Annotated in this window: 16 protein-coding genes; 6 read left to right on the forward strand and 10 right to left on the reverse strand. The window is 66.5% G+C overall.

The genetic code is table 11. From position 1 onward, the window contains the following. Positions 1–3 precede the first annotated feature (3 nt). Positions 4–912, reverse strand: a complete 909-nt coding sequence (locus ACF8ML_RS10390; protein ID WP_012202182.1) for a LysR family transcriptional regulator — start codon at positions 910–912, stop codon at positions 4–6. A 76-nt stretch (positions 913–988) separates the two neighbouring features. Here ACF8ML_RS10390 and ACF8ML_RS10395 point away from each other — a divergent pair, with 76 nt between their 5' ends. The 3 genes from ACF8ML_RS10395 (at position 989) to ACF8ML_RS10405 (ending at position 3,362) form a co-directional block, all read left to right on the forward strand. Then, positions 989–1,462, forward strand: coding sequence for a CidA/LrgA family protein (locus tag ACF8ML_RS10395; protein WP_239972763.1), 474 nt, complete (start codon positions 989–991; stop codon positions 1,460–1,462). Positions 1,463–1,467: 5 nt separating this feature from the next. Next, entirely contained in the window at positions 1,468–2,160 is a 693-nt protein-coding gene (locus tag ACF8ML_RS10400) for an LrgB family protein (protein WP_392407087.1), read from the forward strand. Between the two features lie 887 nt (positions 2,161–3,047). Further along, a complete protein-coding gene (locus ACF8ML_RS10405) occupies positions 3,048–3,362 on the forward strand; it encodes a hypothetical protein (protein ID WP_016452158.1) in 315 nt (104 codons plus the stop codon). A 442-nt stretch (positions 3,363–3,804) separates the two neighbouring features. On the opposite strand, the gene ACF8ML_RS10410 is transcribed toward ACF8ML_RS10405, so the two are convergent. From ACF8ML_RS10410 to ACF8ML_RS10450, 9 genes are all read right to left on the reverse strand, one after another. Continuing rightward, positions 3,805–4,080, reverse strand: a complete 276-nt coding sequence (locus tag ACF8ML_RS10410; protein ID WP_392407088.1) for a hypothetical protein — start codon at positions 4,078–4,080, stop codon at positions 3,805–3,807. Next, positions 4,080–4,853 (reverse strand): hypothetical protein, encoded by a 774-nt coding sequence (locus ACF8ML_RS10415; protein ID WP_199961834.1) that lies wholly within the window; start codon positions 4,851–4,853, stop codon positions 4,080–4,082. Before ACF8ML_RS10415 ends, ACF8ML_RS10410 begins: the two co-directional genes overlap by 1 nt. 226 nt (positions 4,854–5,079) lie before the next feature. Continuing rightward, on the reverse strand, positions 5,080–6,528 hold the full coding sequence (locus tag ACF8ML_RS10420; protein ID WP_392407089.1) for an aldehyde dehydrogenase family protein: 1,449 nt from the start codon (positions 6,526–6,528) through the stop codon (positions 5,080–5,082). Between the two features lie 36 nt (positions 6,529–6,564). Next, entirely contained in the window at positions 6,565–7,902 is a 1,338-nt protein-coding gene (locus ACF8ML_RS10425; protein WP_034397726.1) for an enolase C-terminal domain-like protein, read from the reverse strand. Positions 7,903–7,955: 53 nt separating this feature from the next. After that, positions 7,956–8,942 (reverse strand): 2-hydroxyacid dehydrogenase, encoded by a 987-nt coding sequence (locus tag ACF8ML_RS10430; RefSeq protein ID WP_392407090.1) that lies wholly within the window; start codon positions 8,940–8,942, stop codon positions 7,956–7,958. 134 nt (positions 8,943–9,076) lie between these two features. Then, positions 9,077–10,036 (reverse strand): tripartite tricarboxylate transporter substrate binding protein, encoded by a 960-nt coding sequence (locus ACF8ML_RS10435; RefSeq protein WP_047218561.1) that lies wholly within the window; start codon positions 10,034–10,036, stop codon positions 9,077–9,079. Between the two features lie 58 nt (positions 10,037–10,094). Next, the gene (gene kdgD / locus ACF8ML_RS10440) at positions 10,095–11,006 is read right to left on the reverse strand and encodes a 5-dehydro-4-deoxyglucarate dehydratase (RefSeq protein WP_016448682.1); all 912 of its coding nucleotides are present in this window, start codon (positions 11,004–11,006) and stop codon (positions 10,095–10,097) included. A 46-nt stretch (positions 11,007–11,052) separates the two neighbouring features. After that, positions 11,053–12,030: a tripartite tricarboxylate transporter substrate binding protein gene (locus ACF8ML_RS10445; RefSeq protein WP_026062356.1), complete on the reverse strand. Its 978-nt coding sequence runs from the start codon at positions 12,028–12,030 to the stop codon at positions 11,053–11,055. Between the two features lie 175 nt (positions 12,031–12,205). Beyond that, positions 12,206–12,994, reverse strand: coding sequence for a FadR/GntR family transcriptional regulator (locus tag ACF8ML_RS10450; RefSeq protein ID WP_034366548.1), 789 nt, complete (start codon positions 12,992–12,994; stop codon positions 12,206–12,208). Between the two features lie 87 nt (positions 12,995–13,081). Between ACF8ML_RS10450 and ACF8ML_RS10455 the strand changes: the two genes are divergently transcribed. The 3 genes from ACF8ML_RS10455 (at position 13,082) to garD (ending at position 17,170) form a co-directional block, all read left to right on the forward strand. Next, a complete protein-coding gene (locus tag ACF8ML_RS10455; RefSeq protein WP_392407091.1) occupies positions 13,082–14,398 on the forward strand; it encodes a glucarate dehydratase family protein in 1,317 nt (438 codons plus the stop codon). A 47-nt stretch (positions 14,399–14,445) separates the two neighbouring features. After that, positions 14,446–15,444 (forward strand): tripartite tricarboxylate transporter substrate binding protein, encoded by a 999-nt coding sequence (locus ACF8ML_RS10460; protein WP_017405277.1) that lies wholly within the window; start codon positions 14,446–14,448, stop codon positions 15,442–15,444. 160 nt (positions 15,445–15,604) lie between these two features. Further along, positions 15,605–17,170, forward strand: a complete 1,566-nt coding sequence (garD, locus tag ACF8ML_RS10465; protein WP_043792259.1) for a galactarate dehydratase — start codon at positions 15,605–15,607, stop codon at positions 17,168–17,170. The last annotated feature ends 5 nt before the right edge of the window (positions 17,171–17,175 follow it).

Here is a 17,175-nt window from a genome sequence, read left to right on the forward strand (position 1 = left end):
GACTCAGCGATTGTCGTCGGGATAGACCGCACGCACGCACTCCAGCCAGGCCCTCGCCGCGCGCGACAGATAGCCGCTGCGCCACAGCTGCACCACGTCCCAGTGCAGTTCAGGCCCCACCAGCGGGCGGCTGGACACGCGCCGGGGGTCGAACCGCGCGATCACATGCTCGAACATCACGGCCACGCCCACGCCTTCTGCCACCAGGTCGCCGATGAAGTCCCAGTAGCGCGTCTGCAGCCGCACCTGTGGGCTGAAGCCTGCCGCCGCGCAATGCTCCAGCACGGCCTGGTGCAGGGCGAAGTCCGAGGTGTAGAACACAAAGGGCCGCCGGGCCAGCTCGCTCCAGTGCACGGGTGCGTCCGGGTCGGGCACCTCGTGCGCGGCAAAGGCCACGCGTGTCTTCTGGTGGGCGATGGTGCAGTACTCCAGGCCCTCTCCGGCCAGGTCGCCACCCGCCTCGCCCGCGCCGTGCAGGCCCAGCGCCATGTCCAGCTTGCCGTCCAGCAGCAGCTGGCGCTGGGCGCGTGCGCCCTGCTCCTGCACATGCAGTTCCACGCCCGGATGCAGTTGCTGAAAGCGCGCGATCACGGGCGCCATGTAGTGCCCGGCCGTGGGCATGATGCCCACGCTCAGGCTGCCGCGCGCAATGCCGTCCACCTCGGCCACCTCCTGCAGCAGCTGGCGTGACTGCTCCAGCACCTGCAGGCCGCGCGCATGGACCACCTGGCCTGCGTCGGTCAGTTGCACACCGCGCCCCTCGCGCAGCAGCAGCGGGCCGCCCAGCTCCTCCTCCAGCGCCCGCACCATCTTGCTGATGGTGGGCTGGGTCACATGCAGCGCCTCGGCCGCACGCGTGAAGCTGTTGCAGCGCACCACCTCGACAAAGTAGCGCAGCGCGCGCAGGTCCATGAGGATTCCTTTTGTGCATGGGAAAAATGGAGATTATTCATTTTACGAATCTGAGTGGAAACCCTAGGATTGCCCCATGTCAAAGATTTCCGCCATGCCCGTCCTGCGGCCGCAGGTGTTGCAGGGCCTGCTGCACCGCTGCTGGCCGCTGCTGCGCGGCGTGCTGCAGGTGGGGCTGCTCAGTGCGCTGTGGGTGGCCATGGAGGCCGTGCGTGCGCATTTCGGCTGGGGCATGCCGGCCGGGCTGATCGGCTTCGCGCTGCTGGCCACGGGCCTGTTCAGCGGGCTGGTCAAGGCGCGCTGGCTGCAGGGCGGCACCAACTGGTTGCTGGCCGAGATGCTGCTGTTCTTCGTGCCCGCCATGCTGGTCGTCACCGAATACACCGAGCTGATCCAGCACCAGGGCCTGCGCATCCTGGGCGTCATCGTGGCCAGCACGGCCTGCGTGATGGCCGCCACGGCGCTGGCCGTGGACCGCGTCTACCGGCTGGAGCTGTGGCTGGCCCGGCGCCGCTCCACGCGCGCCGGGCTGCACAGGGAGCAGGAATGAACGCCATGTCCGACCAGACGATAGGCCTGCTGTCGCTGCTGGCCACGCTGGCCTGCTATGCGGCCAACAAGCGCGTGTACCGCCGCCATCCGCATCCGCTGCTCATGCCCATCGTCGCTACGCCCATGGTGCTGATCGCGCTGGCGCTGCTGACCCATGTGCGCTACCCGCAGTACATCGCCCAGACTCACTGGCTGGTTTGGCTGCTGGGCCCCACCACGGTGGCCTTTGCGCTGCCCCTGCACGAAAACCGCCACTTGCTGCGCAAGCACTGGATGTCGATCGCCACCGGCGTGCTCGTGGCCAGTGGCGTGTCCATTGCCACCACCATCTGGTTCGCACAGGCCTTCGGACTGCCCGTGGACCTGCAAAAGGGCCTGGCCGTGCGCTCGGTGACCACCCCCTTCGCCATCGAGGCCGAGCGCGTGCTGGGCGGGCCCACCGACCTGGCCGCGCTGTTCGTGCTGCTCACGGGCGTCAGCGGCATGCTCATGGGCGAGACCATCCTGCGGCTGCTGCCGCACGTGCGCAGCAAGCTGGCTGCGGGCGCCATTCTGGGTGGTGCCGCGCATGGCAGCGGGGTGGCGAAGGCGCGGCAGTTTGGGGATGTGCAGGCGGTGGTTGCTTCGTTGGTGATGATGATTGCGGGGGCGTTGAATGTGGTGGTGGCGCCTTGGGTGAGGATGCTGTTTTTCTGAAGTGATTTGCTGAAGTGATGCGGGAGCTGCCATCCTTGGCCGGGGTTTGATGGCTGGGGCTTTTGGGGGCCTGGCTGTCTTTGGGTTTGGGGCGGGATGGGGCTACCCGTGAGGGCGTCCGCATGCCTTGCACATGGTCTTGACTCCCGCCCACCTTGTTTGCTTTTGGCTTAGGTGCATTTTTTGCCCCTGCCGGGTGGTTGTTTTTGAGGCCGGGTCTCGGCCCGGCGGCCGACTCACTTTCTTGTCTCGCTGCAAGAAAGTGAGCAAAGAAAAGCGCCCGGATGTCCGCGACCCCTTCGCTTCGCTGCGGGGCCACCTGCGCCGTGGCGGTTGCGGGGTTCGCCGTGAAACTCACTTCGCGCTGCGCGCTACGTTCAAACAATCACGGCGAGTCAGGTGACGAAGCAGTCCTGTCCTTCGGCAGGACTGCAACCCCGCAACCGCCACGGCGCAGGCGCGGACATACGGGGAGTGGGTGCGGGCCTTCGCTGCGCTCGGCCTGGGGCTTCGGGGCGCTTGCGGTCCTGAATGCCTCTATCATTGCGGCGGCCCCCTGTTCAGGGGCTGGTGCGTAAGAACACCTTTAGAGTAAGCGGCGCTGCCTCCCCGTTAGCGAGGCCTTGTCACGTCTGATCACTCGGAAAGAGTGGGCATAGCGCCCGCTCGTCCATGCGGTTTTGGGCGGGATGGGGCTACCCGCAAGGGCGTCCGCACGGCTTGCTCTGTGTTCTTAACATCCCGTCCACCTGTCTGTGCGTAAGAACACGGGTCGGTGGGTTCGATCTCAGCAAGGAGCACGAAACCATGTACGCCGTTTTTCTCTCGGCCTTCTCCATCCAGTGTGCGCGCAGTCCAGGCGTGCCTGCCGTGAGAGAGGTCGCGCTATGAATACCGCTTCCACAACCCTGACCCAGCCCACGCCGCAGCAGTTGAGCCATGCCGTGACCGAAATCGGCCGGCTGACGCTGCAGGGCAGCAGCGAGGTGTACTCGCTGGGCCAGCTGGCGCTGGCCTGGCTGGAGCGGCCCGAGGGCTACCGCAATCTGGAGGTGGTGGCCAATGCGCTGCAGGCCATTTGCGGGGCTGCGCAGCGGATGGAGGAGCTGGTGGAGGACGAGGTCAACCACGTGCATTGCCTGCAGGAAGACCCGGCGTATCTGCGGCGGATAGCGGCTGCTGCGGCGGCGTTTCAGCGCTGATTCAGGCTTTCTTGTGACAGGCCTGCCGGGGCATTGCGCCCCGGGTTTCGGTAAATCACTTCTAAGCTTTGTGAATCTAGATGTATGTAGTCTGCATGGGTGTGTGCACAGACCGTGATTCACTGAGACTTTTGATGACCCAGAGAATTCCTATCATGGGATACGGTTTACGGTTCAAGGAAACCAGCGGCAGTTCCCCTATTCGCCACCGGCCTGTCCATCCTTGTTTAGGAATGTTTGGTAGATCAGATATGGAATCAACGAAACTACCAGCCACCACCAGCTAGATTGTATGTAGGCCAGAACCCAGCAAGTCCAGGCGAATATTACGGCACACCAACCAAAAATGATCGAAAAGCGAGTAATTTTCATTAGGGTGCCTTCACGCCACTGAAACCCTGTTGGACATAAGTCATATGGAAAATAATGCAGGCCATGAGATTCAGTCGCTGATCTTCTTGAACCGGCCGGATTTATCCCATCCACGGCCCTTTTCGCAGGAGACCTGTGCATATCCAAGATCCTTTCTTATGATGATGTCTTCACTGATAGCACATATTTCTCCTTTTTCCACAACAAAGGCGATTACGAGTGGGTGATCGTTGTTTGAATAAATATTTACCGTGTCTGTAGCCTCCCATCGACCTGTTGGTTCATAGCTGCAAGCAACCAATGTGGCTGCGAAAATAGGGCCCATGAATTGAGTAATTTTTTTCATCAATTTGCCTTTGAATAGTTCACTTTTCTAATTACGCGCCCAGATTTGGAAACTGCAAGCAGTAGTTCCTTGGGAGAGGTTAGATGGCCGGATGAAGGATTGTTCTTGAACCGAGGATCGTGGGAGAGAATGCCTATCATCTCAAGAATCTCAGCAACATTGGTGGAGCAGCTGTTGGCTGTGATGCTGTAGGGTTTATTCTCCTTTACCCTTTTGTCAAGCTCTTTCTTGATAATTGATTTCTCTTCATTGGACAGGCGTATCACTAGGCCGATGATATCTCTTTTAACTCTATGTATATTTTCATAAATATACTCTTCTCGATCCAGAACTGCATATTTTGTCGGCGCACGACTGTATATCTTTCCATCGATATCAATTGCAGCATGTCCCCATTGGGATCCTGAGCTGATAAACCTCCCATCAAAGATGAAAACCTCGATCGTAGGCCCCTGAATTACCGGCTCCGGCCCCATGAATTGCGCCATGCGCCGTTCGTAGCCAAAGATTGCCGGAGGCTGGGCCAGCAGTTCGAACATGCGGGTCGCGGGTGCAATCCGGCCCTGGGTCATGACGGGCGAGCCGGACAGTTGCTGGAAGGTGGCGATTGAGCGCTCCAGTGCCCTGGACCATCTGCCGTCCTCGCGCAGCAGTTTGCGGCAGGGATCACGCTGCATATGTCCGTTGAGCAATTGCTGGACAGTGAACACGTCTTTGGGATGATTCATTGCCGCCCGCCCCACGGGGCCGGAAATTCTTGCAGTTGTTGCCATGGTCTCCCTCGGGTATGGACGCCGGCCGGCTGAAGCCGGCTCTCACGTTGAGGAAGATGCTATGCAAGGCCCTGGTGCAATGGAAGGGGCGGTTTGCACTTTCGCGCACGGGATTTGACTGTGGGCGCAACGACGAATGAAAAAACGCCATCCGCATCGTTTTGTTGCGGATGGCGTCAGGGATGAAAGCAGTCGCCAGGTGCTGGCGGCTGCTTTGGGGCCTGCCTCAGGCCAGCGTGTAGGCGGTCTTAACCGTCGTATAGAACTCCTGCGCATAGCGGCCCTGTTCGCGCGGGCCGTAGCTGCTGCCTTTGCGGCCGCCGAAGGGCACGTGGTAGTCCACGCCGGCCGTGGGCAGGTTGACCATGACCATGCCGGCCTGGCTGTGGCGCTTGAAGTGGGTGGCGTGCTTGAGGCTGGTGGTGGCAATGCCTGCGGCCAGGCCGAAGGGCGTGTCGTTGGCCACGGCCAGGGCTTCTTCATAGTCCTTGACGCGGATGACGCTGGCCACGGGGCCGAAGACTTCCTCGCGGTTGATGCGCATGGCGGCCTGGGTCTCCACGAACAGGGTGGGCGCCATGTAGTAGCCCTGGTTGCCGCTGCCGGTGTGGCAGGCGGCGGCTGCGCCGCCGGCAGCCAGCACGGCGCCTTCGGCCTTGGCGATTTCCACGTAGCTCAGGTCCTGCTCCAGCTGGGCCTGGCTGACCACGGGGCCCATGTCGGTGCCTGCGGCGCGGGCGTCGCCCACCTTGATCCTGGCCATGCGGGCCTGCAGGGCCTCGATGAAGGCGGGGTAGATCCTGTCGGTGACGATGAGGCGGCTCGATGCCGTGCAGCGCTGGCCCGTGGAGTAGAAGCCGCTTTGCGCGGACAGCTCCACGGCCTGGGTGAGGTCGGCGTCGTCCAGCACGATCTGCGGGTTCTTGCCGCCCATCTCCAGCTGCACCTTCTTGCCGCTTTCCACGCAGGCGCGGGCAATGCCGCGGCCCACGCCGACGGAGCCGGTGAAGCTGATGGCGGCCACGTCGCTATGGCGCACCAGGGCATCACCGATGACACGGCCCGGGCCCATGACGAGGTTGAAGACACCGGCCGGAATGCCCGAGCGGTGAATGATGTCGGCCAGCGCCCAGGCGCTGCCGGGCACGAGGTCGGCGGGCTTCAGGACCACGCAGTTGCCGAAGGCCAGGGCCGGGGCGATCTTCCAGGCGGGAATGGCGATGGGGAAGTTCCACGGCGTGATCAGGCCCACCACGCCGACGGGCTCGCGCGTGATTTCCACGCCGATGCCGGGGCGCACGGAGGGCAGGGTCTCGCCGGCCAGGCGCAGGCATTCACCCGCGAAGAACTTGAAGATCTGGCCTGCGCGGCCGACTTCGCCAATGGCTTCGGGGCGGGTCTTGCCTTCCTCGCGCGCCAGCAGGTCGCCCAGCTCTTCCTTGCGGGCCAGGATTTCGTTGCCGATCTTGTCCAGGGCGTCGTGGCGGGCCTGGATGCCCGAGGTGCTCCAGGCGGGAAAGGCCGCGGCTGCCGCGGCGATGGCGGCTTCCACATCGGCGGCATTGCCCTGGGCGTACTCGCCGATCACATCGGACAGGTCGCTGGGGTTGGTGTTGGCGCTGTAGCCGTCGGCGGCCTTCCATTGGCCGTTGATGAGGTTGTCGTAGCGGGACATGAGGTGCTCCGGGAAAGGGGTAACGGAAGGAAGGGGTCAGCGGACCATGCAGGGGCGCTTGTTGTCGAAGGTCCAGCCCGGGATCAGGTACTGCATGGCCATGGCGTCATTGCGCGCTCCCAGGCCGTGCTCCAGGTACAGGGCGTTGGCGCGCTGCAGCGCGGCGCGGTCCACGGTGACGCCCAGGCCCGGGGTCTTGGGCACCTCGACGAAGCCGCCCTTGATCTGCAGCGGGTTCTGGGTGAGGTACTGGCCGTCCTGCCAGATCCAGTGCGTGTCGATGGCCGTGACCTTGCCGGGCACGGCGGCGGCCACGTGGGTGAACATGGCCAGCGAGATGTCGAAGTGGTTGTTGGAGTGCGAGCCCCAGGTCAGGCCCCAGTCGCGGCAGGTCTGGCCCACGCGCACGGAGCCGGCCATGGTCCAGAAATGCGGGTCGGCCAGCGGGATGTCCACGGACTGCAGCGACAGCGCGTGCACCATCTGGCGCCAGTCGGTGGCGATCATGTTGGTGGCCGTGGGCAGGCCGGTGGCGCGGCGGAATTCGGCCATGACTTCGCGGCCCGAGAAGCCGTTCTCGGCGCCGCAGGGGTCTTCGGCATAGGCGAGCACGCCGTGCATGTCGCGCATGAGGCGGATGGCGTCCTTGAGCAGCCAGCCGCCGTTGGGGTCCAGCGTGACGCGCGCCTGCGGAAAGCGCCTGGCCAGCGCGGTGACGGCCTCCACCTCCTGCTCGCCGGCCAGCACGCCGCCCTTGAGCTTGAAGTCGTTGAAGCCGTAGCGCGCGTGCGCCGCCTCGGCCTGGCGCACGATGGCGGCCGGGTCCATGGCGGTCATGTGGCGCACCTGCGTCCAGTCGTCGCTGCCGCTTTGGTCTTCGCCGGGTTGGACGTAGGGCAGGTCGGTCCTGTCGGTGGGGCCGGTGAAGAACAGGTAGCCCAGCATCTCCACGCGGTCGCGCTGCTGGCCTTCGCCCAGCAGGGCCGCCACGGGCACGCCCAGGTGCTGGCCCAGCAGGTCCAGCAGGGCCGATTCCACGGCGGTGACGGCATGCACGGCAATGCGCAGATCGAAGGTCTGCAGGCCGCGCCCGCCCGTGTCGCGCCCGGCCAGGGCCTGCTGCAGGTTCTGCAGCAGCTTCAGGTGGTTGCCCACGGACTGGCCGATGAGCAGCGCCTTGCTGTCCTCCAGCGCCTGGCGTATGCCTTCGCCGCCAGGCACCTCGCCCACACCGGTATGGCCCGCGCTGTCGTGCACGAGCACGATGTTGCGCGTGAAGTAGGGCGCATGCGCGCCGCTGAGGTTCATGAGCATGCCGTCGCGGCCGGCGACGGGAATGACTTCGATCTCGGTGATGGTCGGGGTGGAGGACATGGCGTGCTCTTGGATCGTTTGGATCGTTTGAATCGGTCTCGGGGAAAAAACGGCTATGCGGCGGCGGTGGCCGCCTGCTGCGCGGCGGACCACGGCACCTCGGCCTCGGGCCGGCCCGTGGCGATGAACTGCGCCAGGTTGCGCAGCACGAGGTCGGCCATGGCGCGGCGGGTTTCATGCGTGCCGCTGGCGATGTGGGGAGCAAGCACCACGTTGTCCAGCGACAGCAGCTCGGCATGGGGGCGGGGCTCGTCCTCGAACACATCCAGGCCCGCGCCCGCGATGCGGCCCTGCTGCAGGGCCTGGACCAGGGCGGCCTCGTCGACCACGCTGCCGCGCGCCACGTTGATCAGAAAGCCCTGCGGGCCCAGCGCGTCCAGCACCTCGGCGTTGACCAGGTGCTGCGTGCCGTCGCCGCCTGCGGCGGTGATGACGAGGAAGTCGGCCCAGCGCGCCAGCTCCAGCAGCGAGGGCTGGTAGAGGTGGGGCGATCCCTCGACCGGGCGGCGGTTGTGATAGGCCACCTCCATGTCGAAGCCGGCCGCGCGGCGCGCCACGGTGGAGCCGATGCGGCCCATGCCGAAGATGCCCAGGCGCTTGCCGCTGGCGCGCGTGCGGATGCCGAAGCGGCCTCGGCTCCAGTCGCCCCGGCGCACGAAGCGGTCGGACTCGCTCAGGCCACGCGCGGCGTCCAGCAGCAGGGCAAAGGCCATGTCGGCCACGCAGTCGTCCAGCACGCCGGGCGTGTAGCCCACGCGGACGCCCTGGCGCAGCAGGGACTCGCGGTCCAGCGCGTCGAAGCCCACGCCGAAGCTGCTCACGAAGCGCAGCTGGGGCAGGGCCTGCACCACGCTCGCGGGCACGCCCATGGCGGCCGAGGTGACCAGGTATTCGAACTGCGCGCCGTGCTCGGCGAGAAAGCGCTCGCGGTCGGGCTGCTCGGACAGCAGCGTCACCTCATAGGCCTGGGCCAGCTCGGCATCGAGCTGGGGCAGCGGCATCTTGCCGAACTGGAGAACGCGTGGACGGGAGGTCGCCATGCCTTGGAATCCTTGGAACTTGCGGGGGCTTGAAGCCCCGGTGAAAAGGGCCTGCGGTGCGCAGGCCTGCGGGCAAAGGCCAGCGGGCAAAGGCCGGCGGGCAAAGGCCCCGGGGCCGGCCCGTTGTTTCCAGCTCAATCAGCGGTGATCTTTCTTGTCTGGATGAGCTGCCTCCAGCGCTCCGATTCCTGGGCCTGGTAGCGCGTGAATTCCTCGGGCGTGTTGCCCACGATCTCCAGGCCCTGCTCCACGAAGCGCTTGCGGATGTCGGGCTGCTGCACGGAGGCGATGGCGGCCTTGGCCAGCTTGGCCTTCACATCGGCGGGCAGGCCCTTGGGTGCGGCCAGGCCTTGCCAGGAATAGACCTCGGCGCCCTTGACGCCGGCCTCGGCCAGCGTGGGCACATCGGGCAGCACGGGCGAGCGCTGGCTGCCGGTCACGGCGATCGCATGCAGCTTGCCGCTGCGCAGATGGGGCAGCACGGCGTTGACGTTCTGGAACGAGAAGTCCACCTGGCCGCCGATCAGGTCGGTGATGGCCGGGGCGCCGCCCTTGTAGGGAACGTGCATGCCTTCGGTGCCGCTTTGCTGCCAGAACAGCTCGGCCGACAGATGGTCCGAGGAGCCGTTGCCCGAACTCGCGAAACTGATCTTGCCGGGGTTGGCCTTGAGCGCGGCGATGACCTCGGCCACGGTGCGGGCCTTCTGCGCGGGGCTGGCCACGAGCACGTTGGGCGCCTGCACGGGGATGGTGATGTAGTCGAAGTCCTTGCCTGCGTCATAGGGCACGTTCTTGACCAGGTGCGGCGTGACCACGAAGGGGCCCAGCGAGGCCACCAGCAGGGTGTAGCCATCGGCCGGTGCGCGCTTGACGGCGCCCGCGCCGATGGTGCCCGTGGCGCCGGGGCGGTTTTCCACCACGAAGGGCTTGCCCAGTTGCTCGCCCATGCTCAGGGCCATGGCGCGGGCCACGGTGTCGGTGGAGCCGCCAGCCGGGAAGGGCACGATGATGTTGACGGCCTTGTCCGGGAAGCTGCCGGCCGCCTGCGCCGTGAGGGCCAGTGCGGCACCCAGCGCGATCAGAATCTTTTTCATGTTCTTGTCTCCTGGGGGGCGCAAGGGCCGGACTGGCCCCTGCGCCCGGTCTTGTGGCTTATTGGGGGCCGAGCTTGTCGATCAGGGCCTTGAGCTCTTCCAGCTCGGAGGGCTTGAGGTCCGTCAGCGGGGCGCGCACGGGGCCGGCGTCGTGGCCCACCAGCTTGGCGCCGGCCTTGATGATGCTCACGCCGTAGCCTTCGACGCGGTTGCGGATCTTCAGGTAGGGCATGAAGAATTCCTTGAGCAGCTTGTGCTGCGTGGCCATGTCGTCGGTGCGCACGGCTTCGTAGAACGCCATCGCCGTCCTGGGGATGAAGTTGAAGACGGCCGAGGAGTACACCGGCGTGCCCAGGGCCTTGTAGGCGGCCGCATAGACCTCGGCCGTGGGCAGGCCGCCCAGGTAGGCGAAGCGGTCGCCCATCGTCATGAAGATGGAGGACATGGTCTCGATGTTGCCCATGCCGTCCTTGAAGCCCACCAGGTTGGGGCAGCGCTCGGCCAGGATGGCCAGCGATTCGGGCGTGAAGCGGGTGCGGTCGCGGTTGTAGACGATGACACCGAACTTCACGCTCTTGCAGACCTGCTCCACATGGGCGATCAGGCCTTCCTGGCCGGCTTCGGTCAGGTAGTGGGGCAGCAGCAGGACGCCGTGGGCGCCCAGGCGCTCGGCCTCCTGGGCGTGTGCGATGGCCGTGCGCGTGGGGCCGCCGGCGCCCGCGATGATGGGCACCTTGCCGCGGCAGGTGTCCACGGCGGTCTTGATGATCTGGCCGTATTCCTCGCCGTACAGCGAGAAGTACTCGCCCGTGCCGCCGGCCGCGAACAGCGCGCTGGCGCCGTAGGGGGCCAGCCATTCGAGGCGGGCCGCATAGCCCTTGGCATTGAAGTTGCCGTTGCTGTCGAAGTCCGTCACGGGGAAGGACAGCAGGCCGGAACTCATCACGTCTTTGAGGTCTTGGGGGGTCATGGTGCTCTCGGGAACAAGGGTGGGGAAGAAAGAAAAAGGGGTGGAATCAGTCGAGCTTCAAACCGGCTGTCTGAACCACTTTTTGCCAGCGCTGGCGTTCGGTGGCCAGGAAGCGCGCGGTCTCGGCGGGGTTCATGGTCACGACCTCGGCGCCCTGGCCCGTGAGGCGGGCGCGCACCTCGGGCGAGCGGATGGCGGTGATCAGGGCCTCATGCAGGCGCTGGACCACGGCCTCGGGCGTCTTGGCGGGAACGACCACGCCTTGCCAGGTGCCGGTCTCGAAGCCGGGCACGCCCTGCTCGGCGATGGTGGGCACGTTGGCGGCCAGCGGCATGCGCGTGCCCTTGGACAGGCCCAGCAGCTTGAGCTTGCCGCTTTGCACATGGGGATAGGTGGCCAGCATGCCGTTCATCAGCACCTGGGTCTGGCCGGCCACCGTGTCCTGTATGGACTGCACGCCGCCCTTGTAGGGCACGTATTCCCAGCGGGCGCCCGTGGCGCGCGCCAGTTCCACGCCGGCCAGGTGCGGGGCGCTGCCCGTGGCGGTGACGGCAAAGCTCAGGTCTTCCTTCTTGGACAGGGCCACCAGCTCCTGCAGGTTGTTGGCCGGCACCGAGGGATGGACCACCAGCAGGTGGGGCGAGTAGGCCAGCATGGCGGTGCCGCGCAGGTCCCGGGACAGGTCGAAGGACAGCTTGGTGTAGAGCGAGGGCGAGATGGCCAGCGCACCCAGGTCGCACAGCATCAGCGTGTGGCCGTCGGGCTGGGCCTTGGCCACCATGTCGGCGCCCAGGTTGCCGTTTGCGCCAGGCTTGTTCTCGATGACCACGGGCTGCTTGAGTTCCGCCGACAGCAGCGGGCCGATGGCGCGCGCAATGATGTCCGAGCTGCCGCCCGGCGGGTAGGGCACCACCAGGCGCAGCGGCCGCGTGGGCCAGTTGCTCTGGGCCAGCGCGCCGGCGCCGGTGGCCACGAGGGCGGTGGCGCCAGCGGCGCGCAGGAATTGCTTTCGGCTCAGGGTCATGCTCTTGTCTCCGGGTTTTGTGTTGTCAGTTGTCGTACAACTGGAGCGAATTTTCAACCGAGACATGCATGCCGTGATAAAGGGTTTTCCCTTGGTTGTCTGAATTCCTGTGCCGGCGCCATCGGTCCCGCAGGGCGCAGGGCGGTCCAGGATGCCCAGAAGGCGTCAGAAGGCGTCAGGCGGCGCTGGTCTTTTGCGCCAGGCGCAGGCGTTCGCGGCTGTTGGTCAGGTGGATGCGCATGGCCGCGCGGGCCGAGTCGGCGTCCTGGCGCTCGATGGCGGCGAGGATTTCCTCATGCTCGCGGTTGACGCGGCGCAGGTAGTCGGGGTCGCGCTGGGGCTGGTGGATGGAGGCGATGCGCGTGCGCGGAATCAGCTGGGCGCCGAAGTGGCGCAGGATGTCGCCGAAGTAGCGGTTGCCCGTGGCCTCGGCGATCTGGGTGTGGAAGGCCAGGTCATGGGCCACCGTGTCCTCGCCGCGCGCAAAGGCGATCTCGAAGGCCTGCAGCGCCGTGCGTATGCCCTGCAGCTGCTCGGGGCTGCGGCGCAGAGCGGCCAGGCCGGCGCTTTCGGTCTCCAGGCTGATGCGCAGCTCCAGCACGGCCATCACGTCCACGGCGGCCGTCAGCTCGTCGGCATTGAGCATCAGCGTGGACGCGGGCTGGGCGGCGCGCACGAAGGTGCCTATGCCATGGCGCGTCTCCACCAGGCCCGAGGCCTGCAGGCGCGACAGCGCCTCGCGCACCACGGTGCGGCTGACTTCGTAGGTCTGCACCAGCGACGATTCCGTGGGCAGCTTCTCGCCTTCGGCCAGCAGGCCGTTGCGGATCTTGCTCGCGAACTCGTCGAACAGCAGGGCGGCCAGATTGCGGCCGCTGCGACCGGACTTTCCTCGCAGGGGAAGCTCGATCGTTGGGGGTGATGCGGGAAATCCCTTTGCCGAACTTTCCATGGTGCTGATCATAATCGCTCCAAGTTGTACGACAACGTATCACAAGACGTCAACGCTTTCGCAGATTTTTCCGATTTACCGACCCCGTCCGCAGTCCAGATGAGCACCTCCCAAGCGACCCACGCGATCCGCCACGTCCGCATCACGCCCATTGCCTTCCGTGATCCGCCGCTGCTCAATGCGGCCGGCATCCACGAGCCCTGGGCGCTGCGCTCCATCATCGAGATCGAGACGGCCTCGGGCCTGGTCGGCATCAACGAAAGCTACGGTGACCAGCCCATGCTCGATGCGCTGGCCAAGGCCGCGCCCGCGCTGGTGGGGCTGTCGCCCTGGGCGCTCAACGAGATGGAGGCCCGCGTCGCGGCCCTGGTGGCGCCGCCTGCGCTGACGGCGTCGGAGTTCCTGGGCCAGCAGGTGTCGCTGGCGCCGGGCACACATGTGTCCAAGACCGTGGCCAAGGTGGTCAGCGCCTTCGAGGTCGCCATGCTGGACCTGCAGGGCCAGATGGCGGGCGCCCCCATCGTGGACCTGCTGGGCGGGGCGGCGCGCGACAGCGTGCCGTTCTCGGCCTACCTGTTCTACAAGTACGCTGAGCACATCGACAGGCCCTATGGGCCAGATTCTTCGCCCGACGCCTGGGGCGAGGCCCTGGCGCCGCAGCAGCTGGTGGAGCAGGCGCGGCGCATGATTGCGCAGTACGGCTTCCAGAGCATCAAGCTCAAGGCCGGCGCGCTGCCGCCCGAGCAGGAGGCGGCCGGCATCCTGGCGCTGGCCGAGGCCTTTCCAGGCACGCCGCTGCGCATCGATCCCAATGGCAACTGGACGGTGGAGACCAGCCTGAAGATCGTGCAGCAGCTGCAGGGCGTGCTCGAGTACTACGAGGACCCGGCGCCCGGCCTGGACGGCATGGCGGCCGTGGCACGCGAGTGCGATGTGCCGCTGGCCACCAACATGGTGGTCACGGACTTTGCCGAGTTCCGCCGCAATGCCGAGATGGGCTGCCCCGTGAAGATCGTGCTCAGCGACCACCACTACTGGGGCGGGCTGCGCGCCACGCAGCGCCTGTCCACGCTGTGCCGCACCTTCGACCTGGGCCTGTCCATGCACAGCAACTCGCACCTGGGCATCAGCCTGGTGGCCATGACGCACCTGTGCGCCAGCGTGCCCCTGCTGACCTATGCCTGCGATACGCACTACCCCTGGCAGGACGAGGAAGTGGTCGAGGGCGGCCGGCTGCAGTTCGAGCAGGGCAGCCTGCGCGTGCCCACGGCGCCCGGCCTGGGTGTGCGGCTGGACCGCGAGGCCCTGGCCCGCCTGCACGACAACTACCTGCACTGCGGCATCCGCAACCGCGACGACCTGGGGCAGATGCGCAAGTACGACCCCTCCTTCACCGGCCACCAGCCGCGCTTCTGAACCCGCTTTCACACGATTCCAACGACGCATACCCGGAGACAAGCACCATGCAACGCCGCACACTCATCCAACATTCCCTCGCCAGCGCCCTGCTGTTGGGCACGGCCCTGGCCGCCATGCCGGCCGCAGCGCAGGGCAACTGGCCCACGGGCAAGCCCATCACCTACCTGGTGCCGTTCCCGCCCGGCGGCAATACCGATACGCTGGCGCGCGTGATCGCCCAGCCGCTGAGCAAGGCCCTGGGCACGCCCGTGGTGATCGAGAACAAGGGCGGCGCGGGCGGCAGCGTGGGCTCGGCCATTGCGGCGCGCGCACCGGCCGATGGCTACACCATCCTGGGCGGCACCATCAGCTCGCACGCCATCAATGTGAGCCTGTACGCCAAGCTGGACTACGACCCGGTCAAGTCCTTCACGCCGGTGGCCATGCTGGGCTCGGGCCCGCTGGTGCTGGTGGTGCCGGCCTCCAGCCCCTACAGGACGCTGGCCGACGTGCTGGCCGCCAGCAAGGCCAAGGCAGCGGCGGGCGGCCTGACCTCGGCCTCGCCGGGCAGCGGCACCTCCAACCACATGGCGCTGGAGCTGCTGGGCTACCAGACGGGCGTGAAGTTCACCCATGTGCCCTACAAGGGCAGCGGCCCGGCCGTGCAGGACGTGATCGGCGGCCAGGTGGACATGATGTTCGACACCGCCCTGGTCGTCGGCCCCCATGTGCAGGCCGGCAAGCTGCGCCCCATCGCCGTGACCAGCTCCAAGCGCCTGGAATCCCTGCCCGATGTGCCCACCATCGCCGAGGCCGGCGAGAAGGGCTTCGACATGGGCTCCTGGCAGGCCGTGTTCGCGCCCGCAGGCACGCCGGGGCCCATCGTGGAGCGGCTGCATGCGGAGATCATGAAGATCGTCGCCACGCCCGAGGTGCAGGCGCGCCTGAAGAACTTCGGCATGCTGCCTTCGCAGATGACACCGGCCGAGCTGGGCGAGTTCCAGAAGGCCGAGGTGGTCAAGTGGGGGAAGGTGATCAAGGCTGCTGGAATTAAAGCAGAGTGACCCCCTGAGGCGCTTCGCGCCTTCCCCCTTCTCGCTTCGCGGAGGGGGACAACGCCTTCGCCGCGAGGCGGCTCTTGCTCGGCGTTCCTGAGTTGGGACGTGACGGTTGCGAGGGCCGCACTCCGATTGCGACAGGCCCCTAGAAAATTGAGACATTGCCATGAGTACCCCACTTCCTCTTTCCATCCGCATGCATCCGGCCGACAACGTGGCCATCGTGGCCAATGACGGGGGTTTGCCTGCGGGCACGGTGATGCCCGGGGGGCTGGTGCTGGTCGACAAGGTGCCGCAGGCGCACAAGGTGGCGCTGGTGGACATTGCCGAGGGCGGCGAGGTGCGCCGCTACAACGTGGTGATCGGCTATGCGCTGCAGGCCATTGCCGCGGGCAGCTGGGTGCATGAGCGGCTGCTGCGCATGCCGGGGGCGCTGTCTCTCGAGGGGTTGCCGATCGCCACGGTGCAGCCGCCCGAGCTGCCACCGCTGACGGGCTACACCTTCGAGGGCTACCGCAATGCCGATGGCACGGTGGGCACGCGCAACATCCTGGCCATTACCACCACGGTGCAGTGCGTGGCCGGGGTGCTGGATTTCGCGGTGGGCCGCATCAAGGCCGAGCTGCTGCCGCGCTATCCGAATGTGGACGATGTGGTGGGCCTGGAGCACAGCTATGGCTGCGGCGTGGCCATCGATGCCGTGGGCGCCGAGATTCCGCAGCGCACGCTGCGCAACATCAGCCACAACCCGAATTTCGGCGGCGAGGTGATGGTGGTGAGCCTGGGCTGCGAGAAGCTGCAGCCCGAGCGGCTGCTGCCGCCGGGGTCGTTTCCCATCGTCGATGAGCGCGAGCCCGCGCTGGACGTGGTCTGCCTGCAGGACGAGGCGCATGTGGGCTTCATGTCCATGGTGGACTCCATCATGGGCCGCGCCAGGGTGCATCTGGAGCGGCTGAACGCGCGCCGGCGCGAGACCGTGCCGGCCAGCGCCCTGGTGGTGGGCGTGCAGTGCGGCGGCAGCGATGCGTTCAGCGGCGTCACGGCCAATCCGGCCGTGGGCTTTTGCACCGATTTGCTGGTGCGCGCAGGCGCCACCGTGATGTTCAGCGAGGTGACCGAGGTGCGCGACGGCATCGACCAGCTCACCTCGCGCGCCTCCAGCCCCGAGGTGGCCCAGGCCATGATCGAGGAGATGGCCTGGTACGACGCCTACCTGGACAAGGGCCGCGTGGACCGCAGCGCCAACACCACGCCGGGCAACAAGAAGGGCGGCCTGTCCAATATCGTCGAGAAGGCCATGGGCTCCATCATCAAGAGCGGCACGGCGCCCATCACCGGCGTGCTGTCGCCGGGCCAGCGTCTGGCCGACCGGGGCATCCAAAGCGGCCTGGTCTATGCAGCCACGCCGGCCAGCGACTTCATCTGCGGCACGCTGCAGCTGGCCGCCGGCATGAACCTGCATGTGTTCACCACGGGCCGGGGCACGCCCTACGGCCTGGCCCAGGTGCCCGTGATCAAGGTGGCCACGCGCAGCGATCTGGCGCGGCGCTGGCATGACCTGATGGACGTGAACGCGGGCCGCATCGCCGAGGGCCAGGCCAGCATCGAGGACGTGGGCTGGGAGATGTTCCGCCTGATGCTGGACGTGGCCAGCGGCCGCAGGAAGACCTGGGCCGAGCAGTGGAAGCTGCACAACGCCCTGGTGCTGTTCAATCCAGCGCCCGTGACCTGAGCCGC

Source organism: Delftia sp. WSY_10, assembly GCF_043104705.1.
In the GTDB taxonomy this organism is placed as follows: Bacteria; Pseudomonadota; Gammaproteobacteria; order Burkholderiales; family Burkholderiaceae_C; genus Comamonas; species Comamonas tsuruhatensis.